The sequence below is a fragment of the Sphaerisporangium album genome (assembly GCF_003323745.1).
In the GTDB taxonomy this organism is placed as follows: domain Bacteria; phylum Actinomycetota; class Actinomycetes; order Streptosporangiales; family Streptosporangiaceae; genus Sphaerisporangium; species Sphaerisporangium album.
In genome coordinates this window covers 1-17,051 of sequence record NZ_QOIL01000043.1, presented here as the reverse complement: position 1 = coordinate 17,051, position 17,051 = coordinate 1, and the positions used below count along the sequence as shown (strand labels likewise).

General features: G+C 68.3%; 12 protein-coding genes and 2 pseudogenes. 6 read left to right on the top strand and 8 right to left on the bottom strand.

Going from position 1 to position 17,051, the window contains the following annotated elements; genetic code table 11:
• The 3 genes and pseudogenes from DQ384_RS43495 to DQ384_RS39830 form a co-directional block, all read right to left on the bottom strand.
• A pseudogene (locus DQ384_RS43495) lies at positions 1 to 532 on the bottom strand (DUF6461 domain-containing protein); the annotation flags it as partial.
• Complete coding sequence (locus DQ384_RS43490; protein ID WP_114034078.1) at positions 519 to 701, bottom strand: hypothetical protein; 183 nt, start codon at positions 699 to 701, stop codon at positions 519 to 521. The pseudogene DQ384_RS43495 and the gene DQ384_RS43490, both read right to left, overlap by 14 nt.
• 152 nt (positions 702 to 853) lie before the next feature.
• Positions 854 to 1,045, bottom strand: coding sequence for a hypothetical protein (locus tag DQ384_RS39830; protein ID WP_147269101.1), 192 nt, complete (start codon positions 1,043 to 1,045; stop codon positions 854 to 856).
• Between DQ384_RS39830 and DQ384_RS39825 the strand changes: the two genes are divergently transcribed.
• On the top strand, positions 1,010 to 1,585 hold the full coding sequence (locus tag DQ384_RS39825; RefSeq protein WP_147269100.1) for a hypothetical protein: 576 nt from the start codon (positions 1,010 to 1,012) through the stop codon (positions 1,583 to 1,585). The two genes, DQ384_RS39830 and DQ384_RS39825, sit on opposite strands and share 36 nt — an antisense overlap.
• 665 nt (positions 1,586 to 2,250) lie before the next feature.
• On the opposite strand, the gene DQ384_RS39820 is transcribed toward DQ384_RS39825, so the two are convergent.
• Together DQ384_RS39820 and DQ384_RS39815 are read right to left on the bottom strand one after the other, a co-directional pair.
• On the bottom strand, positions 2,251 to 2,625 hold the full coding sequence (locus DQ384_RS39820) for a hypothetical protein (RefSeq protein WP_114034075.1): 375 nt from the start codon (positions 2,623 to 2,625) through the stop codon (positions 2,251 to 2,253).
• Between the two features lie 205 nt (positions 2,626 to 2,830).
• Positions 2,831 to 3,043 carry a hypothetical protein gene (locus DQ384_RS39815; protein WP_114034074.1) on the bottom strand — a complete coding sequence of 71 codons (213 nt, stop codon included), beginning with the start codon at positions 3,041 to 3,043 and terminating at the stop codon, positions 2,831 to 2,833.
• A gap of 1,022 nt (positions 3,044 to 4,065) precedes the next feature.
• Here DQ384_RS39815 and DQ384_RS39810 point away from each other — a divergent pair.
• The 5 genes from DQ384_RS39810 (at position 4,066) to DQ384_RS39790 (ending at position 12,039) form a co-directional block, all read left to right on the top strand.
• Positions 4,066 to 5,640: a type I restriction-modification system subunit M gene (locus DQ384_RS39810; RefSeq protein WP_114034079.1), complete on the top strand. Its 1,575-nt coding sequence runs from the start codon at positions 4,066 to 4,068 to the stop codon at positions 5,638 to 5,640.
• A gap of 31 nt (positions 5,641 to 5,671) precedes the next feature.
• Complete coding sequence (locus DQ384_RS39805) at positions 5,672 to 6,832, top strand: restriction endonuclease subunit S (protein WP_181871701.1); 1,161 nt, start codon at positions 5,672 to 5,674, stop codon at positions 6,830 to 6,832.
• Positions 6,833 to 6,835: 3 nt separating this feature from the next.
• Positions 6,836 to 9,913 (top strand): type I restriction endonuclease subunit R, encoded by a 3,078-nt coding sequence (locus DQ384_RS39800; protein WP_114034072.1) that lies wholly within the window; start codon positions 6,836 to 6,838, stop codon positions 9,911 to 9,913.
• Between the two features lie 142 nt (positions 9,914 to 10,055).
• Positions 10,056 to 10,454 (top strand): hypothetical protein, encoded by a 399-nt coding sequence (locus DQ384_RS42570; RefSeq protein ID WP_220183393.1) that lies wholly within the window; start codon positions 10,056 to 10,058, stop codon positions 10,452 to 10,454.
• Between the two features lie 163 nt (positions 10,455 to 10,617).
• Positions 10,618 to 12,039, top strand: a complete 1,422-nt coding sequence (locus DQ384_RS39790; RefSeq protein ID WP_147269099.1) for an AlbA family DNA-binding domain-containing protein — start codon at positions 10,618 to 10,620, stop codon at positions 12,037 to 12,039.
• A 1,151-nt stretch (positions 12,040 to 13,190) separates the two neighbouring features.
• Here DQ384_RS39790 and DQ384_RS44045 read toward each other — a convergent pair.
• The 3 genes and pseudogenes from DQ384_RS44045 to DQ384_RS39780 form a co-directional block, all read right to left on the bottom strand.
• Positions 13,191 to 14,864, bottom strand: coding sequence for an nSTAND1 domain-containing NTPase (locus tag DQ384_RS44045; protein ID WP_342769502.1), 1,674 nt, complete (start codon positions 14,862 to 14,864; stop codon positions 13,191 to 13,193).
• 97 nt (positions 14,865 to 14,961) lie between these two features.
• Positions 14,962 to 15,621: pseudogene (locus DQ384_RS44040) on the bottom strand (ATP-binding protein); the annotation flags it as partial.
• An 828-nt stretch (positions 15,622 to 16,449) separates the two neighbouring features.
• Complete coding sequence (locus tag DQ384_RS39780) at positions 16,450 to 16,761, bottom strand: hypothetical protein (RefSeq protein WP_147269096.1); 312 nt, start codon at positions 16,759 to 16,761, stop codon at positions 16,450 to 16,452.
• Positions 16,762 to 17,051 lie beyond the last annotated feature (290 nt).

The window sequence follows — 17,051 nt, the reverse complement described above, 5'->3', positions numbered from 1 at the left end:
ACAGGACCTCCACCGGCCCAGCATCCCCCCACGGGGTTCCGCCGGGATGGTCCCCGCCGACGGTCTGGCCGTCGCGGACGATGACGCCCTGGTTGCCGCTCTTGGGATTGGCGAACATGGCGTAGCAGAGCGTGCCCGCCGACAGGCGCCGGGTGGCACCGGGCGTCGTGGGCATGTATCCCCATGGCTGGGTGACAACGCACCCGCCGGGCACGTCGGTGACCCCGACGAAGGCCAGGCTCTGCTGGTCGAAGGGGTCGATCTGGTCGAGGAACTCCTCGCGATCGACCACCTTCACCGTCGCCTCCAGCCGCCGCGCCGCCTCGGCCGCGCCGATCCCCGCGATACATGCCAGCCCCGTGCCGTCGTAATGCAACTCGCCCAGCGCCGCGGTCAGACGCCGGGCCTCGGCCACCGCGGCGGCCTGGTCATCGGTCAGGCCGGCCACCTCGGCGGGCCGGTCGAACAGGTCGGTTCGGGGCCGGCCAGGCTGAGACGTCCCGGCGACCAGCCGCTCATCATCGGCCGCCACGGATCGGCCCCGGCGGCCGCCAGGACGCGTGCGAGTCGTGGCGCCCCTCCTGCACCGCGACCCACAGCGCGGTGCGCCTCTCGTACTCGGCGTCGACGTCCGCCGCGCGACCGGCCAGCTCCGCGACCTGCTCCGGCGAGCGCTTTCGACGGCCTGGTGCAGCCGCCAAACCTCCTCGTCCATCCCTGCTCCTCAACGATCCGCACGGAGTGTCCGGCCGCGCGGATGCGCTCGGCGTCCCCTGGCTCACCGGCGCGCCCACGCGGCGTTCGGCGAGATACGACCGGGGCGGCAGCGCGACGCCCCGGCTCATCGAGCTGATCACCCGGAGGCAGTCTCCCACCCGACGCCGCCGAACGCCGCGCCGAGGCGGCCGAGCGTCGCACCGCGGCGGCCCAGACCCAGGCCCGCGAGGACCGTGAGGCGCGCGCCACCGCCGAGCGCCAGGCCCGCCAGGCACGCGCCGAGGCCGAGCGGGTGCAGGAACAGGCGTGGGACAGCGTCGCGGCGCACGAGCGCGAGCGCGGCAAGGCCGAACAGCAGGCCTCCGCCGCCGAGGTCGCCCGCGAGCGCATGGCCGCCGAGCTGACGGCGCTGCACCAGGCGGCCGCCACCGAACGCGACCTGGCCGCCGAGCGGCTGGCCGAACGCGACCGACGGATCGCCGGCCTGCAGCAGACGCTGACCGCCCGGGACGGTGAGCTGGCCCTCGCCCGCGAACAGGCGGCCGCCGCGGCCCAGCGTGCCCGGGCCGCCGAAGCCGACCGGGACCGCGCCACCGCCCAGGCCGAGCAGCACATCAAGACGGCCGACCGGCGCGCGGCGCTGGCCGAACAGGCGCTGGAGACAGTGCGGCAGGAATCCCAGCAGCAGCGCGCCGACGCACAGCGGCAGCACGCGGAACTCACCGCGGCCTACCGCGAGCAGATCACCGCGCTCACCGCCCGGGCCGAGGACGCCCTGCAGCGCGCGCGGCGCGCCGAGGCCCAGGCCGACGCCGACGCCGCGGAACTACGAGCGTTGCGCGGCGCGGCCTCTCACGGTGATGGTTGAGCCGATCACCTACGGACTGCCTGCGCGGCCTGCGCGCCCGGGCACGGTGAAATCGCCCTGCCATCTCGCAATGCTCTCTGCGGTCCGGCCACACTGCCGGAGTGAGGCCAGATCTGGCGGGGCGTGTACACGCGGACCACGGCGTCGACAGAGTGCGGCCCCGCGCCGATGCCCCAGCAGCGGCTCCAGGCCCCGGCGCGGGTCGGCGGCATGGCACCGGGCGCTCTTCGGCGTGCCGCCCGCCGGGACGGCTGGATCGTCGTCGGTGACGATCCAGGAGGGCCGCATGACGCTTCCGGTCGACTCCCTGGCCGCTCAAGGTCAGCGAGCTGCCCCAGCACCGGCCTATTGTGGGTGACCTCGACGTGGCGGTCATCGGGATGGGCGAGCCCGGTTCGCCGGTGCGGGCCTGCGTCGCGGCGGGCGCACGTGGTGCCGCCGTCGCCACCTGGAACACCCGCCGCGGCGCGGTCGCGGCTGGCTAACATGGTGCCGGCCGGTAACGGCACAGAGTCCTGCCCCGCGGCGGCTTTCCACGGCACACCCTCGGAACGGCTCTGACGACGCCCACAGCCCCACCATCACACCGATCACGGACGCACGATGCCACTGGCTCCCCGTATCGTCCGGGGACGACCACGCCAGGCCGAGGCGTCCGACGCGCGCTACCGGTGAGCCGATGTCTCCAGCTTGAGCAGACCGGCGTCGAAGGCGAGCTGGAACATCGCGCCCAACCGCACCGACGCCGAGTCCCCGTCCAGCGTCCCGGCCGACGAGCCGCCGTCCTCATCCATGGCCGCGTCCAGCAGTTCCTGCAGCAAGGCGTGGGTCTGACCGAGCAGATAGCCGCACAGCGCCATCCGCTGAAGGTGCGTGCCCGGCCTTCCCGGCAGCGGGTGCTCGCGCAACAGGTTCCGCGAGGCCTCCGCCCGAGCGGCGATCACCTCGCTGAACGCCGGATCGGCCGCCGCCCGGGCATAGATGTGCTGACCGTAGCGGCGATACAGCGTCTGCACCGCGAAGGTGAACTCCGGGCCCATTGGTTCACCCTCCGGCGTGTCCGATTCGCCGTCCCGCCATCCCCGCAACCACCGCATGTTCATGGTCAGTCATGGTGAACCCGCCACTGCGCCCATGACAACCCCGCGCGGCGGCCGGTCCCGGTGGGCGCGGCCGGCGGCGTAGGCCAGCGCTCCCCGCCGAACAGCGTGACCACACCACCGCAGTGCTGGCACTGCCCGCCGGTCAGCAGCCGCCGGGCGAGCGCCTCCAGGGCCTCGGCGGGCCCGGGATGGTTCTTCTCGGTGATCCGGGCGCCCGGCACTGCTGCGCGTGCGCCCACCACGCCGCCTGCTCGGCAGGGACGTTCTCGTGCAGGTAGCCGACCTGGAGCGACTTGGCGCCCGCCCGGCCGACCAGATCCAGCGCCGCCATCACGGCGTCCTCGTCGAGGTTCATTCGCTCGCCGCGGTAAGCAGGAAGTAGGCGAGCACGATGACCCCGAGCATGCCCCACCCGAGGATGTCGCCTGCCACCTCTCGCCCTCGCCGCACAGGAGTTCATGGCCAAGCGGGCGGGTGCGACCATCACGAAGGTGAACGCGTCCCACCTGTCGATGATCTCCCGCGTCGGCAAGGTCCAGGACGTCATCGAGGACGCGGCACGCACCATCCGCTGAGGCCCGCCGGTACGGTCCCGCCGTCATCTGCCGGTACGGTCCCGTCCCACCCTGCCGCCGCGGTCCCGCCTGCGTCCGAGGCAGTGGGCCGGCCTCGGCCTCGCGGGGCGGAGGCGCGCCGGGTGCGAAGACGGGCCGGCCTTCTGTCCGGCACGCCCACGGAGCGGACGGAGACGGCGATGGGTGCGCTCCAGGTCGATCCCGTGCCCGCCGGAGCCCGCGCGCTACCTCGCCGTCGAGGACACCCGTCGCTCGATGGTCGCGGCCGATGACCGAGGCGGCAGGCGCGACCTGTGGCTGCGCACGCCGGACCGCTTCGGTCTCGGATTCGACTGCGGAACATATCCGGACGGACCCCAAAGACGCGGTTCGAGACAAGGACGACTCGCCGCTTTCAATCGCAAAGCGATCCGAAAGCCGCTTGGAGAGACGGGAATGACGAGAGTGGAGCCGGGGTTGGGCGGCATCCCGGGCGAAACGGTCATCGTGGCGCGTGCTGGCCGAGGGGTCCGACGGCGTGGCTCAGGTGGGCAGTCTGCTGGAGCGGGAAGAAGAGCGATAGCGGGGGCGTCTGGCCTCGGCTGGCGCGTTGTTTGTTTGGGCCGTTTGCCGAATTCCGTGGTCCTGGGGAGGGATATCGTAGGTGGGTCGCCCGCGCAAGGAGTACGACGCCCCGCGTGTATCCACCATGTAGGACACGCCCGGCGTGTACATGCCGGGCGTGTCCGAAAATGGGGTACCAGCAGGAACACCACGGCCTTCGGGTCGCCCCCCTTTGACGAGCAAGGACACCCCCCGAGTGATGGCAGTGACCCAGCAGGAAATCGAGAACCGGTTATGGGATGCCGCCGACGAGCTGCGCGTGGCGATGCCCGAAGCGCAATACTCCTCCGTCGTCTTCCCGCTGATGTTTTGGAAGTACCTGTCGGACACCTGGGAGCACCAGCACGAGGAGTTCCTGGCCGACAACGAGGGCTTGGACGACCTGTCGGCCGAGGAAGCCCACGAGATCGAGTATCGCGACTACCAGTCGTTCGAGATCCCGTTCATCCACCCCGGTACCGTCCAGCAGCGTCGCGCCTCCTGGACGTCCATCCTCGCCACCATCACCCAGCCCGGCCTCGGCCGGCGCGTCCGCGCCTCCCTGCAGGCCATCGAGACGGCCAACCCTGACAAGTTCTCCCGCCTGTTCGGGTCCATGACCTGGACCTCCGAAGAGGTGCTGTCGGGTGAGGTGTTGGCGGCGGTCATGCAGGCGATGGACCGCACCCCGAAGATGCACGAGGGCAACATGTCCCACGACGTTCTCGGTGGGGCGTACGAGTACCTGCTGAAGCGGTTCTCCGACGGGTCCGGTACCCGAGCCGGCCAGTTCTTCACCCCGCGCGAGGTCGTCGAGCTGATCGTCGAGGTCCTAGACCCCAAAAGCTTCGAGTCGGTGTACGACCCGACCTGCGGGTCGGGCGGCATGCTCATCGCCTCCGCGGACCTCCTGAAGGCCCGCGGCGGACGTGGCTACACACTCCGCCTGTACGGGCAGGAGGCCGTACCGGACACGGCGGGTGTGGCCCGCATGAACCTCTTCATGCACAACCTCACCCAGTTCCAGGTCGAGGTCGGCGACACCTTGAAGGACCCGCGCTTCAAGAAGCCGGACGGGTCCGTCGCGCAGTTCGATGTGATCGTCGCTAACCCGCCCTACAGCCTGAAGTGGAAGCCCTGGAGCAACGACCCGCGCATCCTCGGCGGGGTCGCCCCGCAGTCGTCGGCGGACTGGGCGTTCGTCCAGCACATGATCGCCAGCATGGGCCCGAAAAAGGGTCGCGTCGGCGTCGTCTTGCCACATGGCGTCCTCTTCCGCGGCGGACAGGAAGCAGCCATCCGCCAGCGTGTCCTGGACGATGACCTGCTCGAAGCGGTCATCGGCCTGCCGGCCAACCTCTTCTACAACACCAGCATCCCTACGGCGATCCTGGTGTTCCGTGCACCCGGTACCAAGGCTCCGGAGCGGCAGGGCGGCGTGCTGTTCATCGATGCCTCCAAGCGGTTCGCCAAGGCCAAGAACCGCAATATCCTCACCGACGCCGATATCTCCGACGTCGTGACCGCCTACCACTCGAAATTTGACGCCGAGGGCAACCCGGTGGACCCCGACGGAGACGGCGGCATCTCGGCGCGGTTCGTCCCCACCACGGAGATCGCGGCGAACGGGTACGACCTCAACATCGGCAGGTACATCAAACAGGCCGCAGCTGAGGCCGAAGACCTCGGCACCCTCATCGAGGCGTACAACGTTGCCCGAGCCGAGCGTCAGAAAACCGAGCAACGGATGCTCGACGTACTCGCCGCCGCCGGGATCGAGGGCTTCGATGAGTGACGGATATCCGCTTCGTCCGCTCGGAGAGGTGATGCGCCTCGACATCCAGCGCACACCGATGAAGCCTGCAACCACCTACTGCCTGGCCGGGGTCCTGAACGCAGGACAGGGGCTTGTCGCTAAAGGCGAACTCGACGGCGGAGACACAGAGTACGCGGCAATGAACGTGCTGCACGTTGACCAGGTCGTGATGCGAAAACTGACCGCGTGGGAAGGCCCGATCACCGTAGTATCTGCCGAGTTCGATGGATTCGTCGTCAGCAACGAGTTCCCTACGTTCACGCTTGGCCCAGAACTGATGCCCGACTGGATGAGGCACGTCTGTCGCTCACCGCGACTGTGGGCAGAAATGAAGAACCGAGTGAGCGGGACGGTCCAACGGCGCAAGCGTCTCAACCCAGAGCAACTCTTGCAGATCCAACTCCCGATCCCACCCCGTGAGGTACAAGCACGGATCGTCGAGATGCTCGATGCGATCGACGACCAGATCACCGCACTCGACGCCGAGGCGGATGTGCTCGATGAGCTTTGGTGGGCGCTGGGACGAGAGATGGCGGCCGCCGTTGCCGACGAGGGGACGGTCCCACTGGCATCGTTCTGCGATATCTCGGGAGGTCTCACGAAGAACAAGAAGGACTTTGAGCAGCCGGATCTTGTGGAGGTGCCGTATCTACGCGTGGCGAATGTCCATCGACACCACCTGAATTTGTCTGAGGTGGCCACGATCCAGACCACCCGGGCCAAGGCGGAAAAGCTTCGACTGCAGCCTGGTGACGTTTTGATGAACGAGGGAGGGGACAAGGACAAGCTTGGTCGGGGGCACGTATGGGAGGGCCAGATTCCCGACTGTATCCACCAGAACCACGTCTTCAGGGTCCGGGTCACCGACCAACGCTTCGACCCGTATTTCGTGTCGGCTTGGGGTAACACATTCGGCCGGAATTGGTTCGAGACATTCGGCACCCAAACCACAGGGATCGCCTCTATTAACCGCGCGACCCTCAGCAGATTCCCCGTCCCGGATCTCCCGTTATCCGTCCAGCAGGACTGGGCGCGGCGGCTCGGCGTCGTCGTAAAGACAATGGACTCCCTCCGAGTTCAGGCCGCCAGTCTCCGAAAAGTCCGAGGGGGCCTGCTGTCGGGCCTATTGGACCGCACCGTCAACATTGAGTCCGCTGAATTGGAGGTCTGAGCCGTGGCGAAGGGCATTCGGGAGCGTGAGTTCCAGAACCGGATGATCCAGTGGTCCATCCCCATAGGCTGGGCCTTCACAGCGGGCAGATCGTTGCCGCGTGAGACGACGCAGACGGTGGTCGCTGGCCAGCTGCGGGATGCCATCGTCCGGCTGAACCCTGGAGTGATCGGCGGGTTCGATGTGGACGGGGTGGTCGAAGAGATTGTCGCCACGGTCAACGCCGTTGAAGGCGGGCTGGTGCGGGCCAATGAGCAGGTGCTGCGCCTGCTGCGCGGGCGGAAGGAGTTCCGGGACGCCGATGGTGTGTGGCATGCCCTGAAGGTCATCGATTTCGAGCACCCGAACGCCAACACGCTTGTCGTGTCGGACGAGGTGACCATCACCGTCCCCGGCAAGATCTCCCGCCGATTCGACCTCGTGTACTGGGTCAACGGCCTGCCCCTGGTGGTTGTCGAGGTGAAGTCGCCGACCGCGAAGTCCGGGTGGGCGGACGCCGCCCGCGAGATCAGCGACGTATACTCCACCGAGTACCCGTGGTTTTTCACCCCCAACGTCTTCGCGGTCGCCTCTGACGGATTGAAGCTGCGGTTCGGTGCCGCCGGCGCATCCACGAACCTGTGGCAGCCGTTCCGGTCCACCGCCGACGACGAGAACCTGTCCGGCCAGGCCGACGTGCAGCGCTCCGTCGAGCTGCTGATGAATCCTGCCACGGTCCTGGACATGCTCGCCAACTTCGTCCTCTTCGACACCTCTGGGGGCGGGGTGGACAGGAAGTACCTGCCCCGCTACCCGCAGATGGAGGCCGCCCACCTGATCCACGAGCGGGTCCTAGCCGGCGGGTCGAAGGGTTTGATCTGGCACCACCAGGGGTCAGGGAAGACGCTGCTGATGGTGTTCGCGGCCTCGCTGCTGCTGGCCGACACCCGCACCGAGTCGCCCACGATCATCCTGCTCTCGGACCGGACCCAGCTCGTCCGGCAGACGTCCGGGGTGTTCACCTCCGCGATGGGGGACGCCTACTTCCACCAGCCTGCCACCAGCCAAGAGTTACGTTCCCTGCTGGCCGACGACGTGCGCGGCGTCATCTCCACGACCGTCCACAAGTTCGCCGACGCCGGCAAGAACCTGTCGACCCGGGACAACATCATCGTGCTGGTCGACGAGGCACACCGCACCCAGTCAGCCAGGTCGAAGTCCCTGGCCGGCCAGATGCGCGCAGCGTTACCGCACGCGAAGTTCTTCGGCATGACCGGCACCCCCGTCAGGAACCTCGCCACCGACACCTTCGCCCTCTTCGGCGAGGAGACCGACACGGACAGAGTGCTGCACCGGTACTCGGTGTCCCGGTCTCTACTGGACGGGGCGACCGTCCCGGTCATGCTGGACCCGCACCCGGTCGCCTTCGAGATAAACGACCAGGCGTTACAGGCTGAGTTCGACCAGTTCGCCGACGACTTCGACCTCGACGACCCCGACCGTGAGGCCCTGTCCCGCAAGTTCGGGCGCCTCACCTCTGTGTTCGCCAACCCCGACCGCATCCACGCGGTCTGCCAGGACATCGTGGACCACTACCTGGCCGGCGCCTACCGCAACGGCCTTAAGGCCCAGGTCGTCGCCTACAACCGTGAGCTGGCCGTGGCGTACACGAACAAGATCAACGAGCTGCTGGCCGGCTTCGAGGCGTCACAGGTGCTCGCCGAAGTCGGGAAGCACGACCGGATCACCGCCGAGGTGAACATCTCCGTCTCGGACTCCAAGGACGAAGACCCCGCCATGCGGCCGTTCCAGCTCTCGGAGGCCGAGGAGGAGGAGCAGAAGCGGCGGTTCCTCACCCCGGACGACCCACTGTGCTTCCTAATAGTGACCGCGAAACTGATGACTGGATTCGACGCCCCCAACGAGGGCGTCCTCTACCTGGACAAGCCGCTGAAGGCCCACACCTTGTTCCAGACCATCACCCGCCCGAACCGCACCTGGGTGTCCCCGACCGGGTTCGTGAAGACCTCCGGCGTGATCGTGGACTACATCGGCCTGGCCGAAGAGGTCCAGCGGGCCGTCGTCGACCCCACCTCGCCGGGGGCCGGCAAGGGTGGCGGGTTCGTCACCGACCTGTCCGAGCTGGTCGCCGAGTTCCGCACCACCTTCGCCCGCATCGAAGACCTGTTCGTGGACGTGGACGGCCTGGACCTCACGGTTCACGGATACGAGTCCGTGCGAGCCATTAACGTCTTCCTGGACGCCAACCCTGGCGCCGCCGAGGTGTTCACCAAGGACTACCGGCTCCTGGCCCGCCTGTACCCGCTCACCAACACCGACAAGCGGGTCGTCAAGTACCGGGACGGCTTCGGGCTGTTCGGGTCCGTGTACACGACCCTGTTCAAGAAGTCCTCCGACGAGGAGAGGAAGGAGCGGCTGAGCGAGCTGGGGCCGATGGTCCTGGAGATCATCAATGCCCACGTCCACTCCTTCTCCGCGGTCGCCTCCCAGGAGGAAGCCCTTGTCCTGGACGCCCAGGGCATAGCCATCCTCAAGGAACTGCTGGCACTTGTCCGCCCCAATCCCGACAACGACGACGGCGAGGACAAGACGCCGCCGTCTGCGGCGGAGATCCTGGACCACATCAAGGCCAGCCTCGAAAAGGGCGTCGAACCGGGGTCCGCGAAGTACACCGCCCTCGCGGAGCGGATCAAGCTGCTGCGGGACCGGATTATCCAAAACGCCCAGGACGCCTTGGAGTTTCTGTCCGAAGCACTCCGGATCGCTCGCGCCATCGTGGACGCCGAGAAGCACCCCAACGAAGCCGTCGTCGTGCTGGACGACGACCACGTGGGTGTCCTGTCGCGGATCATCCATGACCACGCACCGTCCGGACTCACAGTCACGGAGAGGAACCTGGCCGAGGAGATCGACCAGGTGGCCACCCGCACCCTCGCCCGGTCATGGGACAACGCCGACGCTCGCAACCGAGGCGTCCGTCGCGCCACCGCCGCGGTCTTCCGCCGGTACACGTTGAAGCCGGTAGGGGAGCCGTATGACTCCACCGTCGCCTACATCGAAGCCCACTACCTAGTCGACTGACGAACGGAGGCCCGGCAACCTGTGGCGACTGACGGGCCTCGTCGCGCTGCTCGGGCCCTGATCTATCCCATGGGCCACACCGAGGCGGCGGCGCGTCGCTCGATTTGGTGCGATCGTTCGGCAATGGTGGTTGTACGGGTCGGTGGACGGCTTCGTCGCCGACGAGCACGACGACGTCGGGCCACTCCATGAGTGGTACTTCAACGGCGACACTCCGATCACCGAAGGCAGCGACCAGCAATACGATCATTCTGGAGCTGGAAGCCACTTCAAGGTCTCATTGCGGGCTTCATCCATGGTGATGAGAAGCGCGGTCCTGCTGGCCCCAGGGTCGACGTTTTGCACCTTCAGCGTAGGAGAATCGGCGTACCCGGTTGACCAGGTCGGCGTAATGGGCGTGCAGGCGCCTGGAATTGACCCCGCCGAGGGAGAGCGGGTCGGGCTCCGTGACGTACTCGGGGCGGGCAGGGCGGGCTCGTTCTGGCGGTCGGGGGTGTTCATGGGGGCTGCTGGGGTTCGGTTGTGGGATTCCGGAAGGTAGAGCACGACCAGGGTTTACGTCTCGCTTCGATTTGAGCAGGTCACAGCGTTCCGCCATGCCGGGGCCGGTATCAGCGCCGCGGAGATCTCATGGGCCAGAGGTCATCGTCTGACGATCGCGTAGGGCATGCTGATACGAGCCTTAAGGAGTGAGGACCCCCGCCATGGCCTTAAATTTCGACATCAGCAAAGCTCCGTCACGGCCGTCTGAACTCGCAGCCCTAGCCGATGCTGTGTTCGACGCCAGCGACGCCGATGAGAGCGTGTGGCTGGAGTGGAAGTCGACGCTTGACCTGACTAAGAAGCACGCCTGGTGGCACATCGCCCGGGCGATCATCGGGTTCGCCAACCGCATGCCCGACGCGGTGGCCCGCTTCACCGAGGGACGGGCGTATCTGGTGGTGGGGATTTCACCAGGAGCGCTGACCGGCGTGACCCCGATCGACGTGGTGGACCTGGACCAGGGGCTGACCCCGTACCTCGGCAAGGAGGATCAGCCGCGTTGGCGGGCGACTTTTGTCCCGCTCACACGTGGTGGCGTGACTGCTCAGGTGCTGATTGTCGAGATCGACCCACCTCGATGGGGCGACCCGCCCTACTACATCTGCAAGGAGTACGACGGCGCCCGGGACGGGGAAATCTTCATTCGGGTCAACGGCGCAACCCGGCCACCCAAGAGCCATGAATTGAAAGCCCTGCACGAGCGGTTCCGGCGAGGCGCCCAGGAAATCCAGGTCGAGTTGCGCGTCGTGGCCGGCGCTCCTGTTCAGCCGATCGATACCAGGTTGGAGGTCGTTGACGACTGGCTGGCCAGCAGGCGCCGCGATGCCATGGCGTCGCTTGTCTCCTGGGAACAGAAGCAGGCTGCTGACCGTCCCACCAGGTCCTACAGTTCCCTGGGTTCCGGGGAGCCGGTCGACTACCCGAGGCTGTTCTCGGCGTTTGACCAGTTCACCAAGACTACGCCTGAGACCCGGACGCCAGAGGAGTACCGTCAACAGGTCGAGGCGTACGTACGGAAATGCGCTGAGCGCTGGCCGGGACTGGTGGTGGCTGGCGCGGCCGCTCACATCGCTCCGATCGAGCTGGAGCTGATCAACGCGTTGCCGGCCAATCTCACCGATGTGGAAGTTGAGCTTTACATTCCCGGGGACGTGCACGCTGTTCGTCCCCGTTCGGCGCGGACGCAAGTGGCAAATGAGCAGTTTGTGGATCTGCCCCACCCACCGCTACCGTACGGACCGCGGGTGGAGTCCATCTTCTCTGACGTGCCCGGCTACAAAGTGTCACGGCCTCTGGGGTACGGGCTGATACAGCCTCAAGTGAGCAGATCTTGGCCGCGGATCGACAACGGCGGTTCCACCAGGATTACCTTCCCGGTGGTGCACCTGCGCCCGCATCAGCAGGTTCGCTTGGATCCCATCGTCGTAGTCGTACAAACACCGGCGCCGTCCCCCCTAGTCGGCGGCTGGCGAGCAACGTCGACAAGCATGGACGGGACCGTGGTCGGCGAGTTGCGCATCAGCGTCTCGGGCGAGCCAGTGCCGCTAGGCACGATTCTCCGCAAGCCTGACACCTGGCGTTAGCTGTCGCTGCGGCTGCTAGGGGTCGCCCTTGCCTCTCACCGCACAGAAGGTTACCGGCAAGTATGGGTGCGACCTGCGGTTTCCTGGCACTCCGGGAATGTCTTCCGGTATGAACGAAGACCCGCGACGACGTCGGCACACGGCGGGGCAGACCCGTACGGTGCTCCGCCGGTTGATCCGCGAGGTGGAACCTGACGTCCGGCGGAGCGATGACCCGGTACTCAATGATCTGCATGCGGCGCGGTGTATGGCAGCCGAGCTGGACTGCATGATCGATCAGATGATCGTGGCGGCGCGGCGGCAGGTAAGGGATAACCCCACAGTTCCCTGAGCCCTCCATCGTGGCCATAGCTCCAGGACCTGGGCGTTCTCCGTGCAGAGCACGTCGCTTTGGCGGGTTGAAGGGGTCTCGGGATCGGTGAAGCCTCTTCCTCTTCGTTGAGGTTTTTGTCGTGGTGGTGAAGCCGAGAAGTCGTGTGCCGGCCCCGGTCGGGGATGACTCGGTCCGGTGCTGGGCGCTGCCCTGGCAGAGGACGCCTGCTCACGCGGGGGTTGGCGCCGTACACTGGCTCAGGCGCCTTGACTGCGCGGCGGGCCGGGGTGGTCTCGCGTCGCCGGGCCTTGGAGCGCCGCCCGGTGCCGCTCAGGAACGGCTGACCGTAGACGGCCTTGGGTTCCGGCGAACCCAAGGGTGCACAACCTCCCAGACCACCCCAACAGCCTGGACTCGACCTTTGGGTTCGCGGGAACTCTGGGATTTCACGGGTCGCCGTAGTACTCGCCGAGAATCGGGCGGATATGGCTTGAGAGGTCAGCGGCGACGTCGCGGCGGGGTCTGCTTCGGCGGTGATGTGCGGGGCGAGGGTCTCGGCATGGCTGCCGCGGGTAGTCGCGGCGGGGATGGCGTCGATGAACCGATGGAGGGCGGCCGCTGTCGTCGAGACAGTGAGCGGTATGCCTGACGAGCCGGGGAACGCGGCGACGGACACGAGCGGCCTCCGTAGCCGATGTGACATATGACGTTGCCGCTTCGCCCTTCACGCGGCGGCTGCCGAGCTGGGGTGACGTGGCCTGCCGGCAGTCTATGTGACAGATAATTGGAATTCCCTGTCACAGCAAGACACGTGCGGTCGGCCGTGATCGTGGCGCTCCTAACGGGATGCCGGGCAGCTGGGCCGGTACGGCTCGTCGGGGATGTACCGCTCCCACTCCTGGGGAGTGAACGACCGGCCCGCGATGCCGCAGACTGCTCGCAGGAGGTCGTGCGGCAACGCGACATCCCATATCCGCACCATCTGGTCGCGTCCGGCGGAGGCTAGATGGGTGCCGTCCGGGCTGAAGGCCACCGAAGACACGTAGTCGGTGTGGCCGGTCAGTGGGGCGCCGCAGTGGGGCGCCGACCTGCTTGCCGGTGGCCGCGCCCATATCCGCACCGTCTGGTCGACTCCGGCGGAGGCCAGACGGGTGCCATCCGGGCTGAACGCCACCGAGTACACGTAGTCGGTGTGGCCGGTCAGGACGGCGCGTGCGGGTTGGCTGAGTAGCGCGGCCATGCTCGCCCGTGCGTCGTCGGTCGGGACAATGGCCCACGCTGCCGCAGCGAGCCGTGCAGATGCCGCCGGGTCGTTGGGCAGGGATTGGCTGTAGGCGGCTACCTGGCGGGACAGGATCTGCGCGCTGCGGCTGAGCGCTACGGCACGCTGCCGCTCGGCTTCCTGACTGGAGTGCACGGCGACTACCGCGGTGACGATCGCGATCACCAGCAGCCCGGCTAACGTCATGAACAGGGCCTGCCAGCGGTGCCGGGTGCGGGTGGCAGCGCGGGCGCCGGCGCGGAGGAAGGCGTCGGCCGGGCCGGGCAAGCCGAGGTAGCGGCCGGGGTCGGCGTGCCAGCGCGCGGCGGCGCTGCTGGCGGTCTCCAGCCGGATCCCGCGGTAGAGGAATGATGGGTCACGGCCGCGCTCGTTCCATTCCGCGGCGTCCTGGAGGATCTGCCCGTGCAGGATGCGGTCGGCGTGCTGGCCGGCCAGCCACGACTGCAGGCGTGGCCATGCGGTCACCAGCACATCGTGGGCGAGTTCGACAGTGCCGGTCGCCGGTGCGTTGTCTGCCGCCGCTGGGGCAGACCCGCGGATGCTTCGGCTGGATGCGATGCCGGTGGGCGGCCCGTTCGTCTCCCCGGCGGGCTTGGTGGGCGGGAGGAGGGGGCCGGTGACCATGAGCCGTGCGGCGGTGAAGACTTCCACGACCCTCTGGACCAGGTCGGCCTGCTCAGACTGCGTAGATTGCTCGGGGTGCCGGGGCTGGCTGGGGTTGGCCAGTTCCCCGAGGCTGGCACGGCGTCGGGTGATCTGCCCGTCGGCTCCGGTGATCGTCAAAGCCGGGATGACGCGTTCGGCGATCTGCTGCTGGCGGGGACTCAGGGATGCGTAGGCGTCCTCGGCGGCGTCTTTGACGGCGGAGGCGACACCGCCGGCGCGGTCGTAGCCGTGCCGGGTCAGCCGTCCGTTTTCGTGGTTGGCCCAGGTACGGGCCATCGCCATCGACAGCAGCGGCAACGCTCCCGCCGGTGCCGACGCCACCGGCCCGGCCCATCCGCTTCCGCCCGGGGCTGCGGGCGCGAGGAGGCGTAGATGGCCGACGAGTTCGCGCACCACCTGCTCGGCCAAGCCGTCCTCGATGGCCAGCCCGGCGGCTGCGGCGGGTCCGGTGATGGCCCGCTGCATTTCCTGCTCGCTCATCGGGCCCAGCACGAACGCGCGTTCCTGCAGCGCCGTCGCCAGCACCGGGTGGGTGGCACAGCGGTCGTCGAAGTCCCCGCGCACCGCCACCACCACGACTCCGGCCGCCTCCTGCCGCCCGGCCGCCCGGGCTCCCAGGCACGGCGGCGCCCGCCGGACCGGTGGCGGTGGAGATCGCGTCCAGGGCGGCGATGAACATCTCCGCTTCGTCGGCGTACTCGGCCGAGGCCAGGGTGAACAGTTCCTCGAACTGGTCGACGATCATGATCAGCCGCTGCGGGCCGCCGCCGGACGCGCCGTGCGGGTGGCGGATCTGTTCGGCGGCCAGGACCTGCCGGGCCCGTGCCGCAGCCCGGCCGGGGTTCTCGCGTAGCTCGCCCAGCACGGCATCGGGGTCGGCGCCGCACCGCACCGCCAACTGCACCGCCAGCTCCTGCAGCGGACGCTTGCCGGGGGTGAAGGTCACTTGCGCCCACGCCGCGCCGCCAGCCCTGCCGTCCCCGCGAGGCACACCCGGCGATGCGACCGGTGCGGGGGGCGGTGCGGCCAGCGCGGGCAGCAGCCCGGCGTGCAGCAGCGAGGACTTGCCCGCCCCCGACGCGCCGGTCACCACGATCAGCCCACCGCCGCTGGTGGCGGTGACCATCGCCATCAGCCGCGCGACCTGCTGGCCCCGCCCGTAGAACACCCCCGCCTGGGCCGGGCCGAACGGCGCCAGCCCCTGATACGGGCAGCCGCCCGCCCACACGCCGCCCGCCCCCGGGCCGACCCCCGGCACCGCGCCCTGGCCAGACAGATCGCCGGGCAGACGGCCGGTCAGGTCGGTCAGCTGTTCGCGCATCCCCAGCAGCAGCGAGATCTGACGCTGGGTCTGGGAGCGGTCGAAGCGGTGCTCGGCGTCTTGCCGGTACAGGGTCTGCTGAACCTGCACGACCGCCCCGTCCAAGCGCCCCAGCAGCGGCGCGAACACCGTCATCTGCCGGCCGAGCGCGGCGAACCCGGACCCCAACTTTTCCAGCAGCCGGGCATCGCCCAGGGCGATCGCCTCGCTGACCACGACCGTCGCCGCCTCGACCTGCGACAGCACCAGCGCCAACGTCTCGGCCAGCGCCTCGGCGCGCGCGTCACCCGCGTTCAAGACCTCCTCAACACCGGCGGCCAGGGCGCGTTCCAGACGCGCGACGCCAGCGGCGCGTTCAGCCGCCCGATCCCCGTCAACGGCGGCATCAGCGGACCGCTCGGTAGGCCGGGCCGGGTCCTCCGGTTCGCTTCGCGTGCCCGACCGCGTGCCGGTGCGGGCGGCGGTCAAGGCCGCGCTGATGACATCGGACAGCACGTTGCCCCCGACCGAGCCGATCACGCCGAGCCCGGCCAGCGCCACCGCCGGGCCCGGTTCGGCCAACGCCAGGGGTACGGGCCTGCGCGGCCCCGATCTGCTCGGGCAGGACGACCTCGCCGTCCTGCTGCGGCGCAGAGGGCTGACCGCTGCCCGGCTCACCCATGCGCTGCTCCTGACCCCCGCGACACCCGCGCCTCGACACCATGAGCGACCAACGGTGGTGCGATCCCCGGCACCATCGCCACTAATTGTCAGATCTATGGTGTATCGCTCTTATCTCATCGCGCGCTACAGCCTCGCGGCAGAACGCCCCGCCTTCGCCGTGCCAGGTCACTCACCGATCTTCCGATAGATCCGGGCGGCCTGGGCGTAGGCGGTGATGGCCTCCTCAAGGCGCCGCACGTCCCTCAGCGCGACCCCCGAGGTTGCCAACGCCCTGCCATCGCCGCGCTGATCACCGAAATCTTCGGCGGTGTGGAGGGAGAACACCGCCGAACCGTGATCGTCGTCCGCACCCGGCCTGGAAGTATCGGCCGCCCCGCCCGTACCAGGGATGCGGGGGTCCAGCGCGGCCGCATCGCGGCTCTGCCCCGGTCGGGGAAGGGGGGCATGGCCGAACATGAGCCCGAGACCGCGATTCACCTTGGTCTCCTATCCCGGAGCTGGTAAGCCGTGGCGATGCCAGTGCACACGCTGTGGCACGGTGCGAAGCCCAACGCTCAACAACGTCTACTCCAACGGCACTGGCTGTGGAGTCTGCTCGACACGTACCCGGCGTGCAGCGGCGTTGGCGGCCGAAGCCCCCTGAGAGCGGTCACGTGGAACTCTTGATCAGCGGACAGAAAAGTCGAGGCTGACGGACAGCGGTTCCTGGTCGGCGGCCATCAAAAGTCCTGGTCAATGGCCAGGTTGATCTCCTGATCCTGTCCGTG